The organism is Lactobacillus sp. B4015, from assembly GCF_026536055.1.
Taxonomy (GTDB): domain Bacteria; phylum Bacillota; class Bacilli; order Lactobacillales; family Lactobacillaceae; genus Lactobacillus; species Lactobacillus panisapium.
In genome coordinates, this window is sequence record NZ_JAFNOY010000001.1 from 202,188 (window position 1) to 223,606 (window position 21,419).

The window sequence follows — 21,419 nt, forward strand, 5'->3', positions numbered from 1 at the left end:
TTTTTGCAACAACAGGTCAATATTCAAACATGAAAGGATATGATTTTGCTATGAAATTTTGAGAATAAAAAATAGAAGCAACTTAATGTTAAGCTGCTTCTACCTTTGGACCAAATTACTTACTTAACTGAATTTCGCGATCAAACAAGCCAGTGATTCGCTCGTCAAAGTTATGCGCAATAAAGATAATGGTGCTTGGCAGCTCGACTAATTTTTTTAAGATTGCCACTGTTGCCGTTTTATCAATCGCACTTGTGCCTTCATCAATGAGCAGAATATTACTGTCATGGATTTTGGAACGGGCCAAAATAATTTTTTGCCTTTGACCACCAGAAACATTTAACTTGTGCAGATTAATTTTAGTATCAAGGCCTGCATCAAATTTGGCTATATCTGGCGCTAAGCCAACATCCTCGACTGCATTTTCCACCAAACCATCTAACTTATCATCAAACATCGTAATATTGTTTTTTATCGTGCTAGGAAACAAAACGGGGTCTTGCGCAATATAACCAATTTTCGACAGGTCAGGTGTGACAACTCTACCCTGTTTGTCCATAAATTGAATTTTGCCTGAACTAGGCTGAATAATTCCTAAAAGCAACTTTAACAAGGTCGATTTACCAGTACCGCTATCACCCGTCAACAGAATTTTTTCGCCATAATTAATCTTGATATCAGGGAACTTTAGGGCTTCGCCATTTTCAAAATTAACTTCCAAGTTGTTCGTACATAATGAATATGGGGCATTTTGCGTGCTGTTATCAACCTCAATCGACGACGTAGCAGCGGTAATTTGTTCTCTTAGACTAGTTGTTCCTTTTATTAAACCAAAGTAGTAGGGCAAATACTTTATTCCAAAAGAAATATATGTGCTGAAACTACCAATAACCCCAACAGCCCCGAATGTAACTGAGCCCTTATTGATTAAAATACCTGTCCAGACATACAGAACTATAACCATGATTTGAGAAGCACTTCCGGTAATAATTGCCAAAATTTGCTGCTTTTTGGTCAAATTGAGATTTGCTCTTTCCAAATCTTTTGCGCCTTTGTGCATCACGTTGAATAATTTTTCACCGGCGAAATATCTTTCCAATTCAGCAATTCCACTAAGCCATTTCTCAATCAAGTCCAAGTATTGTTTGTTTTGACTTGATAATTTTTCTGTTGCTTTTTGAATCGGTTTATCCATTACCTTTGGTAGAAGTATTGAAACAGCAATCGAAATTAGTGTTAAAAAAAGCAAGCTCCAATGCATCGTTAAGAGTGCAATCGCTGTAAAGGCAGTATAACCCGTAAAATTGCAAATAAGCGGTATTAAATTAAAGTATTGGTCATTTACTGTGTTTAAATCATTAGTTAATCTATTCTCAACTTCTGAAACCTGATAATCTCTTTGATCACGGCATACATGATTAACAATCTTCTTTCGCAGTCCACCATTAAACTCTTGCACTTGTCTTGCGAGTAAATTATCCGAACCCATATCAAAAAAATATGAGAGCAGATATGCTAATAGCGTGACCAAAAGAATTACCAACCAGGCTCTAGAGTCGTGGTTATGAAGGGACGTAAGTTGCCACATGTTCAGATACGAAGCAGTAATTATCGCAACCGGATTCATTAAACTAAGAAAGATAATGAGGACAAAGCGCAAGCGATTGGTCTGGTAAAAAGTTTTCAGATTCATTTTTTGCCTTCCTGGTTATTTACTAAATAAATATTTTTATCAAACAGCTGCTGAATTTCTGGCTGCAAGTTATGTGCAATTAGAACGATGGTTTTGTCAGTCGAAACCAAATACTCAATAATTTTCTTGGTTGCTTTGCTATCTATAGCACTGGTTGCTTCATCCATTAAAACAAAGTTATTATCAAAGACTTCTTCACGAGCCAAGATCACCTTTTGTCGTTGACCACCAGATAAATTATCTTGATCCAAATCAACTACTGTTTCAACACCCGCAGGGAATCTTATCACATCGGCTTCTAACTGAACCTTATTTAACAATTGTGGTACTTTGGTAAAAAGTTCATGATGAAACATCACAATGTTATCAGCAATCGTGCCCGGAAACAGTTTCGGGTCTTGCGCCAAATAGCCAATTTGCTTTAAATCCGGGGTGATTTGATCGCCAGCATCATTTTTATAGATAATTTCACCGCGATAAGGTTTAATTTCACCTAAAATGGCTTTCAATAAAGTTGACTTACCTGTACCACTGTCGCCTGTGAGTAAAATTTTTTCACCTTTGTTAATCGTAAAATTAGGATAGGCAATTTCTGGGCTATGGTCGTATTTAAGTACCAAATTTTTAACTTCAATCTGACTTATCAGTTCAGCTGAAGAACTTTTATCTTTTTCAACCCCTGCAATCATTTTTTGCGTGTTTTCATTAATTGTCTTAGTTGATTTAAGCTTAACCATGGCGACTGTAATTGCTGAGACGGCCGAGAATATGCTATAGGCAAACGAAGTCGCAGCTAATACCGTACCAATTTTAATCTGACCTAAAAGGAACAAAATACCTGCCAAAAAAGCAATTGAAAGCTGACCAATCGTGTTGCCAAAGCCATTAACAGTATTTGAAAATGTTCTTGTTTTAGTCTGATGAACCTTTGACTTTTCCAACTGTTCACCATACTTTGCCAGTTCCCGATTAAGTATTGAAACAGCATGGTAGCGCCGCAATTCATTCAAGCCACTAATCCAGTCTCCAATCACAGTCAAAAAAGAACCATTATTTTGAGCCACTTGCGTACTAGCTTGAGAAGTCTTTTTTTGCATTACTTTGGGCAAATACAAATTAATCAAAACGAGAATCCCAGTTAATAAGACAAATGTCCAGTTTAAGTTGAAAAGAGCCCCAACGGACAATAGAATGATTAAAAAATTGCTGACAATATCTATCCAGGGCAGAGCATAATCTATCGTTAAAATGTCGAGATTATTTTGCAAATTATTTTGCATTTGTGCCACGTTCAAGTCATTTTCAGCATAAAAATGGCTAACCATTTTTGATCTCAATTTATCAATATAGTCTTGAATTTGTTGGTTAAACAAGTATGTCGCCAAAGGCAAAATAGTAATCCCGAGAAAAGCAGGTATGAATTCAAAGACCTGCCACTTAATATATTCTGATAAATTTCCAGCTCCTAAAGCATTGACAGCGAATTGAAACAAGTAAAAGTCAATTGTCCCGGTAATTGCATAAACAAAATATAATAAAAGGACAAAAGTTGCACGTTTTCGGTTGATTTTGAATAAACCAGATAAATTCATAAGCAATGTTCTTTCTTGTACAAGTTAAAGTTGTTATTCATCTTTATTAAAATAAAATTATAATATAATTAACGAGGCAAAATGTCAATCTAATTAAATAGCTATAGATAGTAAGCAGATCTAATTCAATATAAAAAATGAACGGTTATTTTTAAAATTTCGTAGATAAAAAGCCCTCAATTAAGATTGAGAGCCTTTATTGGTGTCTTCTAGTTTTACATCGGTGGCTTCCTATAACGATGATAATTGATTGTTTGCTTCTTAAATTCAGCCTTCTGATTTAATTTCTTCGCCAACTTTTTGTCAAGGTAGCCTTGGGTCAATTCACTTTCTTTTTGTAAAGCAAGAAACTGATCATAAGTTTTCTGCGCTAGAGTCCCGTTTTGTACAGCTTCTTTGACGGCACAATCAGGCTCATTGAGATGGCGGCAATCATTAAAACGGCAATTTTTTGCTAGCTCCGCAATTTCAGGAAAAACCTGTGCTAGGTCGTTAGCTCCAACACCAATGCTTTTCACGCCTGGGGTATCAATTAAGACAAAATCCCCATTTTCAATTGGAATTAACCTTGAGCTCGTAGTTGTATGGCGGCCCTTATCAGTTTTTGCACTAATATCACTGGTCGCCATGACCTCTTTTTGGGCAACAATATTAATTAAGCTCGATTTACCCACGCCTGAGTTACCGTAAAAGGAAACAGTTTGTCCCGGCAAAATACTGGAACGTAATTTTTCAATGCCATCACTGGTTACACTGGAAGTGCAAAAGACGGGAACTTGCAATTTGGCAGCAAGTTGGACAGCGATTTTACTACTATCTGAAGTTAAGTCGGACTTAGTCAATACCACTGAAGTCTGATATTCATCATCCTTTTTTAGTGCATACAAGTAACGGTTAATCCGCGAGTCAGTTAAATTTTTATTCAGTGAAATACAGATAAACAATTGATCAATATTGCTAGCTGCACACTTTTGCTCCGCCCGATATTCTTCACCAGTTATTCGACCTAAAGTACTATAGCGCGGCAAACGCTCATTAATTAAATCAAAATCAATTTGCGGATCAAGCGTTACCCAGTCGCCTACTAAAAACTGCTCGGTGCGCTTTTTAGGAATGGCATTACTCTCGCGTCCGTCCAAATGCATTACTTTATACATGTCAGCCGAATTTAACGAGATTCTACCGAGTGTCTTTTCACAATCAATTTGTTCATGTTGTTGATAAGTATTTAATCCTAATTCCAAAATTTCCCCTTTTTTCGAAAAAATCGTTCATATTTTATTTTAAAAATATTAAAATAATTAACTCAAATAAGTTGTATTAGGGTATTTTATCATATTTATTTCAGAAAAAGCCAACAACATATAATTATTTAGATATTTTATTAATGCCAATCTTTTTACACCATCAAAGTGGCGGTAATAGATTCCTATTCCGACTTAGAAATCACTTGGTCAAGTTTAGTAATATCGGTTAAATCTGCGTCTAAAAAGTCCTGACTTTCTGCTGGTAGATGTAATTGCAAATTATCCAGCAACTGAACGCTGACAGTTACATCTTTCATTGTCGCAGCCAAAACATGACCGCCCACAGACAGGCTATCAGCTAAAAAGTGATTGTGAAAGCCAGAAACGCCCACCCCTTGAAAAACTTTCGGCGTGTAATATGAAATCATAGTTCCAGTAATATTTTCGGCTTCGAATTCGACCTGATTTTGTGCAATCTCACCCAATGAAGGATAAGGTTTCTTTGACTTCTTGGATGATCTAGTTCGAATTTTCTGAAAAACACCGTTAGTTTTAACTGCCAAGAAACGATTTTGCGCATTATTTGCTGTTAAAACTTGGGAAAGCATCTCTGCTAACTCAATATTCTGGTAGCTTTTAAAGTCGTGATAATTCGCAAAGCTAACATCTGCGTATGTTACTTTAAAATCGGGTGGTAACTTAACAGCTTTTCCAGTCGTATCAATTTTGTAACCAATCCCGTCTAAAATCACTAATTCACCATCAACGCCATCACCCGTTCCAATGCCAATATCGCCGTGCTTTAGCAACTCCTCTAATGGCAAAGTGCCATCTAATAATCCTTCTACTAGCATTTGCATTGTGCCATGTTGAAATAGAGTATTTTTCATAATACTTGCTCCTCCCATTTTTTACTAAGATTAAGTTTATTATGCAATTTTATTGAAGTTTAAGGCAAGCATGATTAGTTTCAATAATTTTGATAGTACTTTACTTAATTACCAAAATATACATTTAATTATATAATTTATATATATATATATAAGAAGTGAGAGATAGTGACACGGGACAAAGAGAAATTGTTTTAAACTTTATAAATCAGATTACTGTCAAGGAAGCCGAAAAAGCCAGAGTACCAAAGGACACTCTCTATCGCTTATAAATCACAAAAATTGCTCCAGTCGTTTTTATTGATCCCAAAGAATTTGGCAATGAGTTAGCAAATTTACAATATCGTTATTCTAAGGGAATTTTCTATAAAGATACAGTACTATTTTTACATGGAATGATTGATCGGATTCCCAAAATTTATGAAATTAATTTTTCTATTTTTAATTCTCATACAAAATTTATTGATGTTCCTTTAAAAACTTATCGTCAAACCAATAAGCTTTTTCAAATTGGAACTGAAGAAATTATTAGTCCTAGAGGTCATAAGGGTCGAACTTACAATCTTAAACGAACTTTGTGTGACATTGAAAAAGAGATCGTTCAGACGCTGAAACGATTAAACAAGCAATGAATACGTATGTAAAAAAGAACCACAAAAACCTACTCAGGCTTTCAAAGTATGCAAAACTCTTCAATGTGAATAATGAGATGCAAAGATATATGGAGGCTCTTTTATGAAGTTAAAGTTTACTGATCAAAACTTATGGTTTAAATATCAGAATCCCAAAAGTTACTGAAAAAATAACAATTTTTGCGATATTGTATCGCGGCTATTCATTTAGTCTTAAATATTTATTTAAATCTGCCTAAATTAATTTTGATTACATCTTCCTACCAAAAAACCATGTGTTTTTTATTTTAACTTAAAGCAAAAGAATCAGTTCACCAAATAACTGATTCTCTTTAATTTGTTTTAATTGCTTATAAAAAGTCTTTTTTATTTTGTACTCTCAGAAGATTGTTCCTTCTCGTAATTAAGGTCATCAACTTTTTTAATAAAAGGAAAGTAAATTAAACATGAAATAATGATGTTAACAACTTGGGCCAAGGCTAATCGCCAGCCACCTAAAATAAAACCGGAAATAATTGCTGGTGTCGTCCATGGAACCTGAACACCACTGAATAATGGCAGCACACCAGCAGTCATAAGACAATAGTCTAAAATTCCAATTACTAGCGGTGTTAATACAAATGGGATGAATAAAAATGGATTCATCACAATTGGCGTACCATAAATCACAGGTTCATTAATATTAAAAAGTGAAGGAATAATTGCAAGTTTGCCTAATTGTCTAGTTTGTTTAGATTTGGCAAAGAAAAACATATATATAACCAATCCAATAGTCGCACCAGTACCTGTCATATTAATCAAGATGGCAGTGAATTGATCAGTAAATACGTGCGCACCATTTGCTACAGTTAATGTCTTACCGGCATCCAACAGTTTTTGATTTGAGGTTAAGTTAGCTAATAAAATTGGATAAAAAATACTGGTAACAATAGTACCGCCATGAACACCAAACCACCAGAAAAAGGTAGCAATTATACAATATGCCATTACGCCCCATATTGAGTCTGTCATTCCTTGCAAAGGTGTTTGGATAATTTTATATACTCCTTCAATAAAGGTTGTATTCCAAACAAAATGGATAAATGAATAAACAACGAATGATGCTGAAATAATTACAGCTGCAGGAATTAAGGCAGCAAAAGAGTTTGACACACCAGATGGAACTGTCTCTGGCATTTTAATAGTCCAATGAAGTTTAATCATTGTTGAATAGGCCCAACCAACTAGCAGACCAACAATAATCGCTGCAATCATTCCTTGCCCACTAGTCCAGTCTTTTGGAATGACATTGGCAACTGTAAATTTACCATCTGCACTAATTGCAGTTGATTTAGTCAGTACTATGAATGAAGAGAGTGCAATTACGGCTGCGCCTAAAGGTTCAACATTCTCATTTTTAGCATATTGATAACTCACACCTAATACTGCAATGATTGCAATAATTGAAAATGTGGCGCCATTAATTTGATTTAAGGGATCCATCCATCCATTTTTAGTTAAGAAATTAGTAACTGGTGCCCAAGGGAAATTCGCAATTAAAGTAAATAACGAACCAATCATTAAAAGCGGTAAAGTATAAAGAATACCATCTTTTAAGGCTTTAATTGCTTTCAAGTTTACAAATTTAAGCACTGGTGGAACTAAATTATCATTAACCCACTGTGAAAATCCATTTTTCATTGTTAACCTCCTAGAATAAATCCTTACCATTAGAATCGATTACTTTTTTATACCAATAAAAAGAATCTTTTTTTAGTCTTTTAAATGAACCAACTCCTTTATCATCACTATCAACATAAATAAATCCATATCTTTTTGACATCTGACCTGTTCCCATTGATACTAAATCGATGCAACCCCAAGGTGTATAACCTATAATATCAACCCCATCTTGCTCAATAGCTTCAATCATTGACTTTATGTGTTCTCTTAAATAATTAATTCGATAATCATCATGAATCGAATTATTACTTTCTACTTTGTCTTTAGCACCAATGCCATTTTCTACTATAAAAAGCGGTTTATGATAATGATCAGTCAACCAATTTAACGAATATCTAAAGCCTAATGGGTCTACCGGCCATCCCCATTGTGTTTGTTTTAAATAAGGATTTTTTACATTTAATTCAGTACCAACAAATTTAAAATCTGGATTATCTTCTCTAAACTCAATTGTATTTGAGTTGTAATAGCTCAAGCCTACAAAATCAACTGTGCCGTTTAATAAGTCTTTGCGGTCTCTATCTGTAATGTCTTGGCGTAGCCGATTTTCTTCGAAATAGGCCTCCATATTTCTAGGATATTTACCTAGTGTTTGCACATCCGCAAACCAATATCGTCTCTGCATAGCCTTCTGCGCCTGAAAAATATCTTCTGGCTTACAGGAGTATGGGTATTGTGGAGTCATGTTGATCATGCAGCCAATTTGATTATCTGGATTTATTGCATGCCCAATTTGTACTGCTTTAGCACTCGCGACTAACTCATAATGAGATGCCTGGTACATTTCTTCTTCTCTTTCTTTATCCGAAAGATCATTAATTAAAATCCCAGAGTCCGCCAGCATACTTAAATCACTGTTATAGTCAGTTTGATTATTGATTTCGTTAAATGTCATCCAGTAGTGAACCTGATTCTCATATCTTGAAAAACATACTTCAACAAATTTTAAGTAAAATTTTATTACTTGACGGTTTGTCCAACCTCCGTATTTTTCTACTAAGTTATATGGCATTTCAAAATGAGAGAATGTAACTACAGGCTCAATATTATATTTTTGGCATTCCTTAAATACATTTTCGTAAAACTTCAAACCATCTTCATTCGGTTCTTTATCATCACCATTAGGAAAAATTCTTGTCCATGCAATCGATAGCCGAAAACACTTAAAATGCATTTCGGCTAGTAATCTAATATCTTCTTTGTAATGATGGTAAAAATCACTAGCTTGATGCATTGGATAATACTTATTTTTTTGAACTCCTCTAGTAATTTTCCTTGGTCTATCGGCCGCTCCTTCAGTTACTACGTCTGCTATGCTTGGGCCCTTATTACCTTCATTCCAAGCTCCTTCTACCTGATTTGCGGCAACAGCGCCACCCCATAAAAAATCTTTTCGCAATTTATTCATAATGATAATTCCTTTTTATTCAAAACTAATCTGTTCATCATTGTTTGTTACCAAATACGTTAAATCCATAAAGTCAACTTTTGCAGTTGCTTTACGTGTCTTGCTTTTATTCATTCGTACTATTACAATTTCATGATCACTAGGGGTAGAAACACTAATTGTCCCATCTAAATCAAATGCTTTTTCACCATTGCGAAATTCTAATAGCTTAATTAAGGACTTAACAATGGGCCGATGAACTTCTTTGTCAACTTCCTTAATGCTATAGAAATGGCGATTAATATTTCGACCCTCTTTAGTTTTCTCAAGAAGTTGTATATCATTTTTCCCAGCAAGCAAGCCGACATAATATATTTGCGGAATACCAGGTGCAAAAACTTGAATCAAACGAGCAATAAAGTACTTTTTATCATCATTACCTAAAGCTGAGTAATAGGTCGTATTAATTTGATAAATATCTAAGCAGTGATACTCAGAGCTAGAATACTTTTTATTAACGTTTGCACCTACTTGGTAAAGTTTATCAGTAGTGTAATCAATTTGTTGATCGCTCAGAACATCTTTAGCATCTACTACACCTATCCCGTCGTGGGTATCGAGAGTGGTAAATTGATGCATTGGACATTTTCTTAGCCAATTTGCCAATCGTGAACTCTTACCACTATAAAGTGTATAAAGTAACACCAACGGTAAAGCGAAGTCATAAATGAAATAACCATGTTGTGCTACCTTAAATGATAAAGTGTAATGCTCATGAATTTCAGGTAAAATAGTCGTATCAGTATTTTTCAAATAAGTCTTTATTTGATCAAGTAAATGCCAAACTTTTGGCTCTACAAAGAAGTCACTGGAATTAAGCTCTTTAATGGCATAAGCAAACGCATCAAGTCTTATCAAACTAGCACCATGCCCAGCTAAAGATTGAAGACTATCTTTTAAAAACTTTTGAGTAATACTAGCTCTGACATCTAAATCCATTTGATCAGGACCGAAAGTATTCCACATTTTTTCTTTACTACCATCTTCAAAAGTTATCTTTTTATACGGTAATTTATCTTTACGCCTGTAAATCAAGTCAATGTCTTTTTTAGTCGGCCGTCCTTTGGGCCAAAACTTATCCCAACTTAGAAACAGTTTCTGATACTTACTTTTATTTTTTTTAGCCTGAAAATCTTTAAAGTAATCAGAATGTTGTGACAAATGATTTATCATAAAGTCAAACATGAGATAATATTTCTTACCAAGATCTTCAATATCTTTCCAGGTACCAAATTTTGAATTTACTTGATCATACCTTTCTGGTGAAAATCCCCTGTCACCTGATGACGGGAAAAACGGTAATATGTGAATTCCTCCAAATGCATCTTTAAAATAATTATTGATGATTAAAGCTAAATCCTTTAAGTTATTACCAAGACTATCTGGATATGTAATTAATAAAGCCTTGTTCTTGATTTTCATTAAATTCCTCACTCTCAAAGTTTGTGAAATCGCTTTATTTCTATATAATTATGATAACAGAACTGAAACCATGTATTGCGTAATTACGTTATTTACATTAAAAAGTATATAATATTGCGTAATCGCAGAATTTAAGCGTATGTAAATTTACATAAATAGGTGTAAAAATGAAAACAACTATCAAAGATGTAGCACAACAAGCTAATGTTTCTATAGCTACTGTTTCTAGAGTTATTAATAATAATGGTTATATTAGTGCAAAAACACGAAAAGCTGTATTAGAAGCCATCAAAGAATCCAAATATCAGGTACCAATTAAGAAAAAATGTTCCCCAATTTCCCCAAGGCTTATTAAGGTTATATTGCCAGGATTAAATAATCCTTTCTATGCGGATTTTTTCAATAGTCTCGTAGAAAGTTTCAATTATTACAATTATGATGTCATTTTTACTATTGCTAACAATCCTAAAGAAGGTCTGGACAATTACATTAACGATATCCGCTCCAGCAAAGTTGATGGAATCGTTGTCAGTTCACATTTACAAGACTCTCACCACAAGCTATCTGGTAACTTGCCAATTATTTCATTTGATCGGAATTTTAAAAATATTATCAAGATAAGAAGTGACAATTTAAATGGTGGCAAGAAAATAGCAGAAAAGGTATTAAGTCTTGGAAAAAAGAACGTATTGATTATTTCAGGCGACAAGTCTGATTTATATCCTATTAATGATAGAATTAAAGGAATGTTATCAGTACTAAATTCATACAAAGTGAATGTCAATACTAATTACTTAAATTTTAATAGCTCAACCATGGCTAAGAAAATTGCAATTGCCCAAATTATAAATTCCAAGGTTTATGACGCAATTTGCTGTACTGATGACAATACAGCATTATTAGTAAAGCAATATACGAACAGCCAAAATTACTATCCCTTGATTACTGGTTTTGATGGTACCGAAATGATTCGAAATTTCTTCCCTGACTTAATTACCATTAAACAACCAGTTAAAGACATGACAGAATTGATTGCTGAAATTTTAGTGCAAAAGATTCATCACCCAACCGAAAACTTTAAAAAGACGTATACTTTACCAATTACTTTAATTTCTTAAATGTGAAAAAGTATAATATTAAAATAAATTTTTAATTTCCACTATAAGGTAATGCAGCTAATTGTTTTTAATAAAAATAGAGTTAATTAGTATTGTATCAACAGTTTGGTTGGTTAGAACCTTGAACACAATTTACAAAAAAGTAATATATCTCATTTTATGCTGTATTTGATAATCTAACCATACAAATACCCCATAATTAGTTATTCTAATTATGGGGTTTATGTCTAAAACTGATATTAAGCACTCTAATTGCAGTGTTCATTTTAATTCATATGAAAAATTTTTTCTTACGTGCTTTTATATATAAAATGATTTTTTATTCTAAATATCAAAAACTTGATAATTAATATACTATTTCTATTATTCCCATTCAATCGTTGATGGTGGCTTACTCGTCACGTCATAAACTACGCGGTTAACGTTATCAACTTCGTTGATGATTCTGGTTGAAACTTTTTGTAAAACATCCCACGGCAAACGGGCAAAATCTGCGGTCATGCCGTCAATTGAGGTAACTGCACGGATACCGATGGTGTAATCGTAAGTTCGGCCGTCACCCATGACGCCAACTGACTTGATACCGGGCAAAACAGTGAAGTATTGCCAAACTTTTTCTTGCAAACCGGCCTTTTTGATTTCATCACGTAAAATTGCGTCACTGTCGCGCACAAGCTTCAACTTGTCTTCAGTAACTTCACCAAGAACGCGAATTCCAAGGCCTGGACCTGGGAACGGCTGCCGCCAAACTAGATCATGTGGAATGCCCAGCTTTTCACCAAGCTCACGTACTTCGTCTTTGAACAGCTTACGCAACGGCTCAATCAGCTTAAAGTGCATGTCTTTTGGTAAACCACCCACATTATGATGAGATTTAATTGTTTGTGCGGTATTAGTGCCACTTTCGATCACATCAGTGTAGAGTGTACCCTGAGCTAGAAAGTCAACATCGTGCAATTTTTGTGCTTCTTCATTGAAAACTTCAATAAATTCATTACCGATAATCTTCCGTTTTCGTTCGGGATCAGTAACGCCTTTTAGTTTGGCTAAAAAGCGGTCTTGGGCATTGACCCGAATAATATTAACCCCAAGTTCATGATTCAAGGCTGCCATCACTTCGTCACCCTCGTTTTTGCGGAGCATTCCGTGATCAACAAAAATTGCGGTCAACTGGTTACCAATTGCTTTATGCAATAGTGTAGCAGTAACGCTGGAATCTACACCGCCGGATAAACCTAAAATAACTTTCTTGTCCCCCACTGTTTGCCGAATTTCAGCAATCTGCAGGTCAATAAAGTCCGTCATGGACCAGTCAGCTTTGGCGCCACAGACCTTGAAGGCAAAATTACGCAGGATATCAAGACCATATTCAGTATTGCGCACTTCCGCGTGAAACTGAATGCCATAAAGTTTAGCTTGATCATTAGCGATTGAAGCAATCGGACAATTTTTACTTGAAGCTACCACCTTGAAACCCGCAGGAGCTTGTTTAACCAAGTCGCCGTGACTCATCCAAACATACTCATCTTTGGGTAAGCCACTGAACAAGACCGAATTGGCATCTTCAATAGCGATATCCGCACGGCCATATTCTGAGTTAGCGGCTTTTTCCACATCGCCATCTAAGTAATATGACATTAGTTGCATGCCGTAACAAATTCCTAAAATCGGAATACCGAGTTCAAAAATCTGCGGATCAACTTTCAAAGCATTTTCATCATAAATGCTATTTGGGCCACCGGAAAAAATAATTCCTTTGGGATTAATTTCTTTAATCTTAGCCATGCTGATGTCATGCGGCAAGAGCTCAGAATAAACCCCAAAATCACGTAAACGTCTGGTAATTAACTGGTTATATTGACTACCAAAGTCCAAAACAATAATTTCATCAAAATCATGAAGATTCTTTTTTACTGCCATCCGAGCTCCTTTTCTACCAAAACAAGAATTTGATTAAACTGTACTAAGAATTTCTCTTCGGGTCAACCACTTTTTAAGAGAAAAAGGGGCAATAAAAAAGGCCAGTTATAGAAATAAAAAATATTATTTACCACCTTAAATCTCATCTTGCACAACTTAATTTACTTTGTTAGAATGCAGTCATCAAGTCAATATTAAATCTGTATATTGCCGTAATAAGGTCGGCAGTTTCTACTCAGAACCATAAATTCTGAACTATGGATTAAGAGCAATTATTGCAGTTTCTTACTGCTGTAAGGGTCTTTTTTACCATAGTTTGGTAGAAAAGGCCCTTTTATTTTTTCAAGGAGGAAATTGTGAAGTTATTAGAAGACCGCATTCGTCGTGATAGTGAAGTTTTGCCTGGGAATGTCCTAAAAATCAACTCTTTTTTAAACCACCAGGTAGATCCAGAACTAATGATGGCTGTTGGACAAGAATTTGCCCAGCTTTTTCAAGATAGTGGCGTAACCAAGGTCCTAACTTGCGAGGCATCTGGCATCGCACCGGGCGTAATGGCTGCTTATGAATTGCATGTGCCCATGGTTTTTGCCCGTAAGAAAAAGCCAGCTACACTGAACGATGCGGTCTACTGGGCCGATGTTTATTCATACACCAAAAAAGTAACCAACCAAATCTGCGTTGAGCAAAAATTTCTCCATGAAGATGACAATCTGCTGATTATCGACGACTTTTTAGCCAATGGTGAAGCAGTCAAGGGTATGATAAATATCGCTAAGCAAGCAAAAGCCAATATTGCTGGCATCGGTATTGTTGTTGCTAAAAATTTCCAAGGAGGCAGTGCTTGGATTAAAGAGCACGGCTACCGTCTGGAAGCTCTCGCCAATATTGCAAGTCTTAGAGACAACCAAGTACATTTTATGGGTGAAGAATAATGGCACAAAAAGAAGTTAGTCAACAAAAAGCGGCGGTTCTAGGGTTACAACATTTATTGGCGATGTATTCTGGAGCAGTTGCAGTTCCACTACTAATCGGCTCGGCACTAAAATTTAACGCTGAACAAATGACCTACTTGGTTTCCATTGATATCTTCATGTGCGGACTCGCCACCTTATTGCAGCTTTTGCGTAATAAATATTTTGGCATTGGTTTTCCCGTCATCTTAGGCTGTGCTATCCAAGCAGTTGCGCCCTTGCAGATGATTGGGCAGAAGTTTTCAATTAACGACATGTATGGGGCAATTATCGTTGCCGGTATTTTCGTAATACTTATTTCTGGTCTTTTTGCCAAAATCAAAAAGTTCTTTCCGCCAGTTGTCACTGGAACGTTAATTACGACAATTGGCCTAACCCTAATCCCAGTAGCTATCCAAAATATGGGCGGTGGCGATGCTACTGCCAGAAATTTTGGTAGTGGGCAAAATTTGTTTTTAGCCTTTTGCACAATGTTCATCATTTTAGCATTGGAAATTTGGACAAAAGGGTTCTTACGTTCAATTTCAGTTTTAATCGGGTTAATCGCCGGAACAATTATTGCTTCTTTAATGGGACTAGTTTCCTTCCAGCCAGTAATTAATGCCTCATGGTTTCATTTACCCCAACTGTTTTACTTCGGCATTCCTAAATTTGAATGGTCTTCCAGCCTAACGATGATCATTATTGCGCTTGTTTCAATGATCGAATCGACCGGAGTTTTCTTTGCTACTGGTGATTTACTTGGCCACAATATAACAGAAGATGATCTCAAAAAAGGCTACAGAGCCGAAGGATTGGCCCAAATTTTTGGTGGTTTGTTTAACGCCTTTCCCTATACCACCTTTTCCCAAAATGTTGGACTGTTACAGCTTTCAGGAATTAAGACCAAGCGGCCAATTTACTGGGCAGCTGGCTTATTAATGGCAATGGGGCTTTTACCCAAAATCGGTGCCTTGGTAACAATTATTCCAACACCAGTACTTGGCGGCGCCATGCTAGTTATGTTTACGATGATTGCCGTTCAGGGAATTAAAACTCTGACCAAAGTCGATTTAAGCGATAACAACAACATTTTAATTATTGCCATTTCCGTTGGCCTAGGCTTAGGTGTAACCATTTACCCTCAGTTCTTTAAAAACTTGCCGGCTACGTTGCAACTCTTTTTGAGTAACGGGATTGTGATTACTAGTTTATCTGCCACAATCTTAAACTTACTACTTAAAGGAGGTGAAAAACGACAACACACAACAACGAAAACTCAAACTGCAAATATCTCGTAAACTAACCATTTTCCCTTAAATATGATTTGTTTACGCAAAAACATCTTCGACAATGCGAAGGTGTTTTTCTTTTCTTAAAAAATAGGGCTAATCCCTAGGAATCAATACGATTAGTTCAGGAATTGAACTATTTGCTTCATTAATAGGTATGTTACTCGATGAATTCATTCGTTTTAAAAAGAGTTCTACCGTATCAAGCATCTTTTCACCAACACGTTGAAAAGGAGGATCAGAAATTTTGGCAATATAGCTCATAATGCCAATAGCAGTAAGCAAAAGTAAAAATACCTGCGTACTAGGACTTGCCATTACCGTCTCACCCAAAGATTTATAACCGTTAACAAAAGAAGTAATCAGCTCTTTGTTTAAGCCAAAATCTTGGTAAAACAGTTTGATAAAGTCTTGGTAATTCACGCCCATTCGTGCGCGTTCAAAATCAATCAAATTCGGTTTACCGTTAATTATTTTGTAATTACGAACACCTACATCACCATGAAGAACAGTAGTTGAATAGTTAAATAAATCTGACTCAATAGTAGGTTGCAATGATGAAAGGTCCCGTAAAAGCAACTGCAACCGTGTTTTAATGGTTGATTCCTGCAACTGCGCAATATCGTACTCAGCTTTTGCAAACAAATTATTATTAGGATAAATTCCCGCAAACGGTTTTACCTTCTGGTGAAATTCTGCCAGTTTGACTCCCATTACATGAGCCAGTTCAACCGTTACCGGCAGTTTTAAGTCAATTGGAGCTAAATCTTTCATCACTAAAACATACAATTGCTGTGCAGCGGTAATCGTAAAACTAGTTAGAACTCGGTGTTGGTATAGCTGTTGGTTGACCGCCTTTTCGGTAATAAACTTGCTTTTATTTGGAAATACTTTAACAAATACTTGTTCTTGTAATTTTTTACTATAACCAACAAATGTACTATTTAATGATTGATGCGTAATTTGACTTAGCTCAGCCTCTAATTTGGCTTGGATAATCTGTTTTGTTTTCATAATATCACCCTGAATCGTAAATTATTTTTTCATTTAGGCAAATTTTGGTACATACAAGACTTATTTTGCTAAGCTATCCTATAATGAGATTTAAATATACTTATAAGCATAATTTAGTAAAATTAATCTGATTAGTTTTATAATACAAGTGAAAAGGTATTGCTATTTAGCCAAATGAAAGGAAGTTAAGATGGATAAAAAAGAGGTTACAGGAATGCGCATTATCATGGCCATTATTTTTACCCTAACTACCACCCTATTAGTTTTTGTACTGAATAGTGCGACTATTGTTATGGCCGCGCAAGTATCTGATAGTAATTTTAGTGAATTAGCACCGCATGAACACGAACTTGGGCAAGCAAAACCGGACTTGCAAACTAGCCAAAAAAAGGATACTATTAATCATTTGTTAGCGCAACAAACAAAGTATCAAAAACAATTAAAAAAAGTGCGTCATAAAATAACAGCCCTTAAGGCCAACCTGGAGCGGGTTAAAACCGAAACTAATGATGCGGATAAGAAAAAGCGAGCAGAACAAATCGCTAGTTTACAAAAGAAACTGCGCACGACTAACAAGCAGTTCAAGCGGATCTATCATCAACTTCATTTATTGCAAAAACAAATTAGCAACACTAATCAAATAAAGCAAGCTGCTGCTAATTCGTCCCAGGACTTACTTGACGGATATAGTGCCGCAAATACCGGGAAACAAGCTGAAACAAATATCCCTCATCCAGCACAAGAAAGCCAACCTTATCAGCAAGGCTTTGCCGCTAATCAAAAAGCCACTAATGACAGCAGCCCTCTTCGCGCTGTTAACTTATCACCTGCCACCTCTAAAACAATTCAAGCACCAAATTCTCAATCTAATGCGCCAAAGAATACTAATGACCTAGCTAATCCTAGTGAGCAAATTCAGTCTGAAAAAGCTAACTCCGATTCTAACAATAAAAATAATGATATAGACGGTCAAAATGCCAAGTTGCGTAAAGCACCTATTCAATCCATGACTACAATTAGAGAAAACGAACAACATTTTGAACCTACTACTAATAAGCAGTATACACTTACATATGGCAACAGATTACCGCAAACTGACACTAATCTAATAGAAAAAACTAAATTGACGACGATTGGATTGATTTTTCTTTCTATCAGTTTAATTTTGTCTGGTATTGCAAATTTTAAAAAATTAAAGTTTAGGTATTAAAAGCGGAGTTTTACCTAAAAGGTATTTAACTTAGTAAACCTGAAATTTTCCCTTCAGGTTTTTTATTTGGTCAAAAAGCTAACTGTTAGCGGTCCATATAGCAATAAGCAAAGGCATAAGCCCACTCATTAACTAAGATCGTGATTGTAATTAGCAGAATACCTAAGACATTAGCCGAAACAGGCAGAACAATTTTTTGTGAAGGCAATTTATTAATCACCGTTAATAGAGCTAATAGCACAACCAGTAATACTGCAGTCATCCGATTAGCGATATAATGCGCGCGCAGCATCAAACTCCATTCACGCTCATCATTATGAGACAAGTCAATCGGATAACCGTCGCTTTTCCAATCCAGAATTTTTACCTGTTTGATTTTGTACTTTGCCTGTCTCATGCTTGAAATGATCAAGCATAAACTAAAGAGCACAATCATCACTAATTGGTCAGAAATAGAGATATTACTTAAGCAGGCCTCCAAAACAAACAAAGCCAAAACGAAAGTTTCGATTGCAGCACTCACAATGATGTTCTTTTTAGTGTTAATCATCTTTTTCATTTTCTTTTTCTCCCGGACAAAACAATTCATCGACCGTCACGTCTAAAATCTTAGCCAGTTCAAAGGCCAAACCGAGGGACGGATCATACTTATCATTTTCAATTGCATTAATCGTTTGCCGCGTTACATTTGCTGCCTGCGCAAGTTGGGCCTGTGAATAGCGCTGCTGTTTGCGCAGCTTGGCAATTTTATTTTTCACGTTTCTTCTCCTTGTCAAACTTGTTTGACACTTTTAGTAAAACATGTTTGACATCAATTAGCAAGTAAGTAAAGCAGCCTTTTGGATAAGAAAACTTTAACCAAGTGGGGTGAATGAATAATTTAGGCTTAAGATTACGTATTTCTTTGCCAACTCACTACTTTTTTTAATACAATATAGGTTAAGTAAATTTGAAAGGACAGATTAAATGAAAAAAGCTGAATGTACGACAATTCTTGTCGGTAAAAATGCTTCAATTGATGGCTCAGCAATGATTGCCAGAAGTGAAGATGGCGGACGCGAAATTATCCCTGAGGGCTTCGAACTAGTTACTCCTGAAAAACAACCTAAGCACTATGAAAGTGTCATCAGTCACCAAAAAATTGATGATGAGGATTTAGCTGAAACTCCTATGCGTTATACCAGCGCACCGGACGTTTCTGGTGAAAGTGGTATTTGGGCAGCAGCCGGAATCAACTCCGATAACATTGCGATGACCGCGACTGAAACAATTACAACCAATTCCCGCATTCAGGGAATTGATCCACTAATTAGTGAAGGCGGACTGGGCGAAGAAGATTTTGTTACCCTAACCTTGCCTTATATCCATAGCGCACTTGACGGTGTTAAGCGTATCGGCTACTTGCTAGAAAAATATGGTACCTACGAAATGAACGGGATGGCTTTTGCTGATCACGATGAAATTTGGTACCTTGAAACAATTGGTGGCCACCACTGGATTGCTCGCCGGATTCCTGATGATGCATATGTTGTTGCTCCTAACCGCTTGAACATTGATGAATTCCATTTTGGTCAAGACGGTTTTATGGCTGATGACAAACTCGAGGGTCTAATTGACGAGTACCATTTAAACCCTGACCGTGAAGGCTACAACATGCGCCACATCTTTGGTAGTTCTACCATCAAGGACGCACATTACAACAATCCACGTGCTTGGTTTGTTCACAATTATTTTGATCCTGAATTTGGCGGCAAGCCTAGCGATCAGGATCAACCATTCATTTGCCATGCTAACCGCAAGATCAGCATCGAGGACATTTGCTTTGTTGAAAGTTCACACTACCAAGATACCCCATTTGATCCATATGGCGACCAAGGTACCCCTGAACAAAAGAAAACTTACCGGCCAATTGCCTTGAACCGTAACTTTGAAACACATATTTTACAAGTTAGAAACGACGTGCCAGAAGAAATTGCCGGTGTGCAATGGCTTTGCTTTGGTCCAAATACCTTTAACAGTTTTGTCCCATTCTACACCAACGTTAATGACACACCAGCTAGCTTCCAAACCGGTCCTAAGTTTGACTTGAACAAGATTTTCTGGTTAAACAAGCTGACTGCTCAACTTGGTGACACTAACTTTAAAGTTTACGGCGAATTAGAAAATGATTTTGAGCAAAAATCATTGGCTCAATGCCACTTCATTCAACATGAAACTGATAAAAAAGTTGCTGGTCTTTCAGGTAAAGCAGTCGAAGAGGCTCTAACCGAAGCTAACCAAAAGATGGCCGATCAAGTATACAACAACACAATTGAACTGCTCGGCAACATGGTTAACGAAGGACACAACTTAGCTACGTTGAAGTTTGATTTATTGGATTAATCACTGGTCAAGCTTTAAAGAGAATTTAAAAAGGCTCAATAACATAAAGTAACGTTACTGAGCCTTTTATATTGCTTATTTTAGAAAATTAAATGTAAGTTTTTATAGAATTAACACTATAGCTTTTAAATTTTAATTTCTGTTTTTTACTAATATATTTAATCAACTACCTAATTCTTATTTGATAAACATCGGGATCCACAAATTCTTCGCTGCACTGTACTACCTTACCATCCTGATTATTAAGTACATTGTCAATTTTTATTAATGAACAGCCAAACGGTTTAATTAGTAAATCAGATAATTCTTTATTAGCTTCAGTTGCGCTGATTAAAGTTTCTTGAGGACTTAGTTTTTTAATAAGTGGATTCTTTTTTAATGCCTTATATAAAGATATTTCGATATCTTTTTGTTGAAGAAATTCATAGAATGGTGCCAAAATATAACTATCATCAACAATTACTGGTTGTTCGTCAAGAAATAGAACCCTTTTAATATTTAAACAAGTTGAAGAATTTAAGCAAAAAATATTTTGAATTCTGCGTGATGGAATAATTTTGGAAAAATTGATTATCTTGGATGAAGGTAAAAAACCATTCTTTTTAGCCGTGTAAGAGAATCCTTCCACAGAATTAAGCCGCAGAAGTTTTTTTACTTTTCCAGGTTTCCTGACATAGCTGCCATTACCTTGAATTTTTTCGATTAGTCCTTCTGTTGCAAGTTGATTGATTGCCTTTCTTAAAGTTACTCGACTGACCCCAAATTCATCTTGTAATTCACTTTCGATAGGAAGTTTTGAATTGATTGGATATTCACCATCTTGTATTTTTTGCTTTAGTTTCAACATTACTTGGTAATATAAAGTATTTTTTGCTTTCATTCTTT

General features: G+C 35.7%; 17 protein-coding genes and 1 riboswitch. Of the genes, 5 read left to right on the top strand and 12 right to left on the bottom strand.

Annotation, left to right across the window (positions count from 1 at the left end; genetic code table 11):
* Window positions 1–115: 115 nt before the first annotated feature.
* From J3U71_RS01025 to gtfA, 7 genes are all read right to left on the bottom strand, one after another.
* Window positions 116–1,693, bottom strand: coding sequence for an ATP-binding cassette domain-containing protein (locus J3U71_RS01025; protein WP_267392353.1), 1,578 nt, complete (start codon window positions 1,691–1,693; stop codon window positions 116–118).
* Window positions 1,690–3,285 carry an ATP-binding cassette domain-containing protein gene (locus J3U71_RS01030; protein ID WP_267392354.1) on the bottom strand — a complete coding sequence of 532 codons (1,596 nt, stop codon included), beginning with the start codon at window positions 3,283–3,285 and terminating at the stop codon, window positions 1,690–1,692. Before J3U71_RS01030 ends, J3U71_RS01025 begins: the two co-directional genes overlap by 4 nt.
* 215 nt (window positions 3,286–3,500) lie before the next feature.
* Entirely contained in the window at window positions 3,501–4,529 is a 1,029-nt protein-coding gene (gene rsgA, locus J3U71_RS01035) for a ribosome small subunit-dependent GTPase A (protein WP_267392355.1), read from the bottom strand.
* Between the two features lie 185 nt (window positions 4,530–4,714).
* On the bottom strand, window positions 4,715–5,422 hold the full coding sequence (budA, locus tag J3U71_RS01040; protein WP_267392356.1) for an acetolactate decarboxylase: 708 nt from the start codon (window positions 5,420–5,422) through the stop codon (window positions 4,715–4,717).
* 998 nt (window positions 5,423–6,420) lie between these two features.
* Entirely contained in the window at window positions 6,421–7,734 is a 1,314-nt protein-coding gene (locus J3U71_RS01045; protein WP_220268427.1) for a PTS sugar transporter subunit IIC, read from the bottom strand.
* Window positions 7,735–7,744: 10 nt separating this feature from the next.
* On the bottom strand, window positions 7,745–9,184 hold the full coding sequence (locus tag J3U71_RS01050; protein WP_220268428.1) for a 6-phospho-beta-glucosidase: 1,440 nt from the start codon (window positions 9,182–9,184) through the stop codon (window positions 7,745–7,747).
* A gap of 15 nt (window positions 9,185–9,199) precedes the next feature.
* A complete protein-coding gene (gene gtfA / locus J3U71_RS01055; protein ID WP_220268429.1) occupies window positions 9,200–10,645 on the bottom strand; it encodes a sucrose phosphorylase in 1,446 nt (481 codons plus the stop codon).
* 167 nt (window positions 10,646–10,812) lie between these two features.
* Here gtfA and J3U71_RS01060 point away from each other — a divergent pair, with 167 nt between their 5' ends.
* Entirely contained in the window at window positions 10,813–11,763 is a 951-nt protein-coding gene (locus J3U71_RS01060) for a LacI family DNA-binding transcriptional regulator (protein WP_220268430.1), read from the top strand.
* 363 nt (window positions 11,764–12,126) lie between these two features.
* Here the strand turns inward: J3U71_RS01060 and guaA are convergent, their stop codons facing one another.
* Window positions 12,127–13,683, bottom strand: coding sequence for a glutamine-hydrolyzing GMP synthase (gene guaA / locus J3U71_RS01065; protein WP_267392358.1), 1,557 nt, complete (start codon window positions 13,681–13,683; stop codon window positions 12,127–12,129).
* Window positions 13,684–13,863: 180 nt separating this feature from the next.
* Window positions 13,864–13,961, top strand: a riboswitch (purine riboswitch).
* A 78-nt stretch (window positions 13,962–14,039) separates the two neighbouring features.
* Here guaA and J3U71_RS01070 point away from each other — a divergent pair.
* Both J3U71_RS01070 and J3U71_RS01075 read left to right on the top strand, forming a co-directional pair.
* Window positions 14,040–14,618 (top strand): xanthine phosphoribosyltransferase, encoded by a 579-nt coding sequence (locus J3U71_RS01070; protein WP_267392359.1) that lies wholly within the window; start codon window positions 14,040–14,042, stop codon window positions 14,616–14,618.
* On the top strand, window positions 14,618–15,937 hold the full coding sequence (locus tag J3U71_RS01075) for a nucleobase:cation symporter-2 family protein (RefSeq protein WP_220268433.1): 1,320 nt from the start codon (window positions 14,618–14,620) through the stop codon (window positions 15,935–15,937). Before J3U71_RS01070 ends, J3U71_RS01075 begins: the two co-directional genes overlap by 1 nt.
* Before the next feature lie 87 nt (window positions 15,938–16,024).
* Here the strand turns inward: J3U71_RS01075 and J3U71_RS01080 are convergent, their stop codons facing one another.
* Entirely contained in the window at window positions 16,025–16,942 is a 918-nt protein-coding gene (locus J3U71_RS01080; protein ID WP_267392360.1) for a phosphotransferase, read from the bottom strand.
* Between the two features lie 190 nt (window positions 16,943–17,132).
* Here J3U71_RS01080 and J3U71_RS01085 point away from each other — a divergent pair, with 190 nt between their 5' ends.
* Window positions 17,133–18,152: a hypothetical protein gene (locus J3U71_RS01085; RefSeq protein WP_267392361.1), complete on the top strand. Its 1,020-nt coding sequence runs from the start codon at window positions 17,133–17,135 to the stop codon at window positions 18,150–18,152.
* Window positions 18,153–18,237: 85 nt separating this feature from the next.
* Here the strand turns inward: J3U71_RS01085 and J3U71_RS01090 are convergent, their stop codons facing one another.
* Window positions 18,238–18,711: a hypothetical protein gene (locus J3U71_RS01090; protein ID WP_267392362.1), complete on the bottom strand. Its 474-nt coding sequence runs from the start codon at window positions 18,709–18,711 to the stop codon at window positions 18,238–18,240.
* Window positions 18,695–18,910 carry a helix-turn-helix transcriptional regulator gene (locus tag J3U71_RS01095; protein WP_267392363.1) on the bottom strand — a complete coding sequence of 72 codons (216 nt, stop codon included), beginning with the start codon at window positions 18,908–18,910 and terminating at the stop codon, window positions 18,695–18,697. Before J3U71_RS01095 ends, J3U71_RS01090 begins: the two co-directional genes overlap by 17 nt.
* Window positions 18,911–19,118: 208 nt before the next feature.
* Between J3U71_RS01095 and J3U71_RS01100 the strand changes: the two genes are divergently transcribed.
* Window positions 19,119–20,534, top strand: a complete 1,416-nt coding sequence (locus J3U71_RS01100; protein ID WP_267392364.1) for a C69 family dipeptidase — start codon at window positions 19,119–19,121, stop codon at window positions 20,532–20,534.
* Between the two features lie 166 nt (window positions 20,535–20,700).
* Here J3U71_RS01100 and J3U71_RS01105 read toward each other — a convergent pair whose 3' ends face one another.
* On the bottom strand, window positions 20,701–21,414 hold the full coding sequence (locus tag J3U71_RS01105) for a GntR family transcriptional regulator (protein ID WP_220268439.1): 714 nt from the start codon (window positions 21,412–21,414) through the stop codon (window positions 20,701–20,703).
* Window positions 21,415–21,419: the final 5 nt, after the last annotated feature.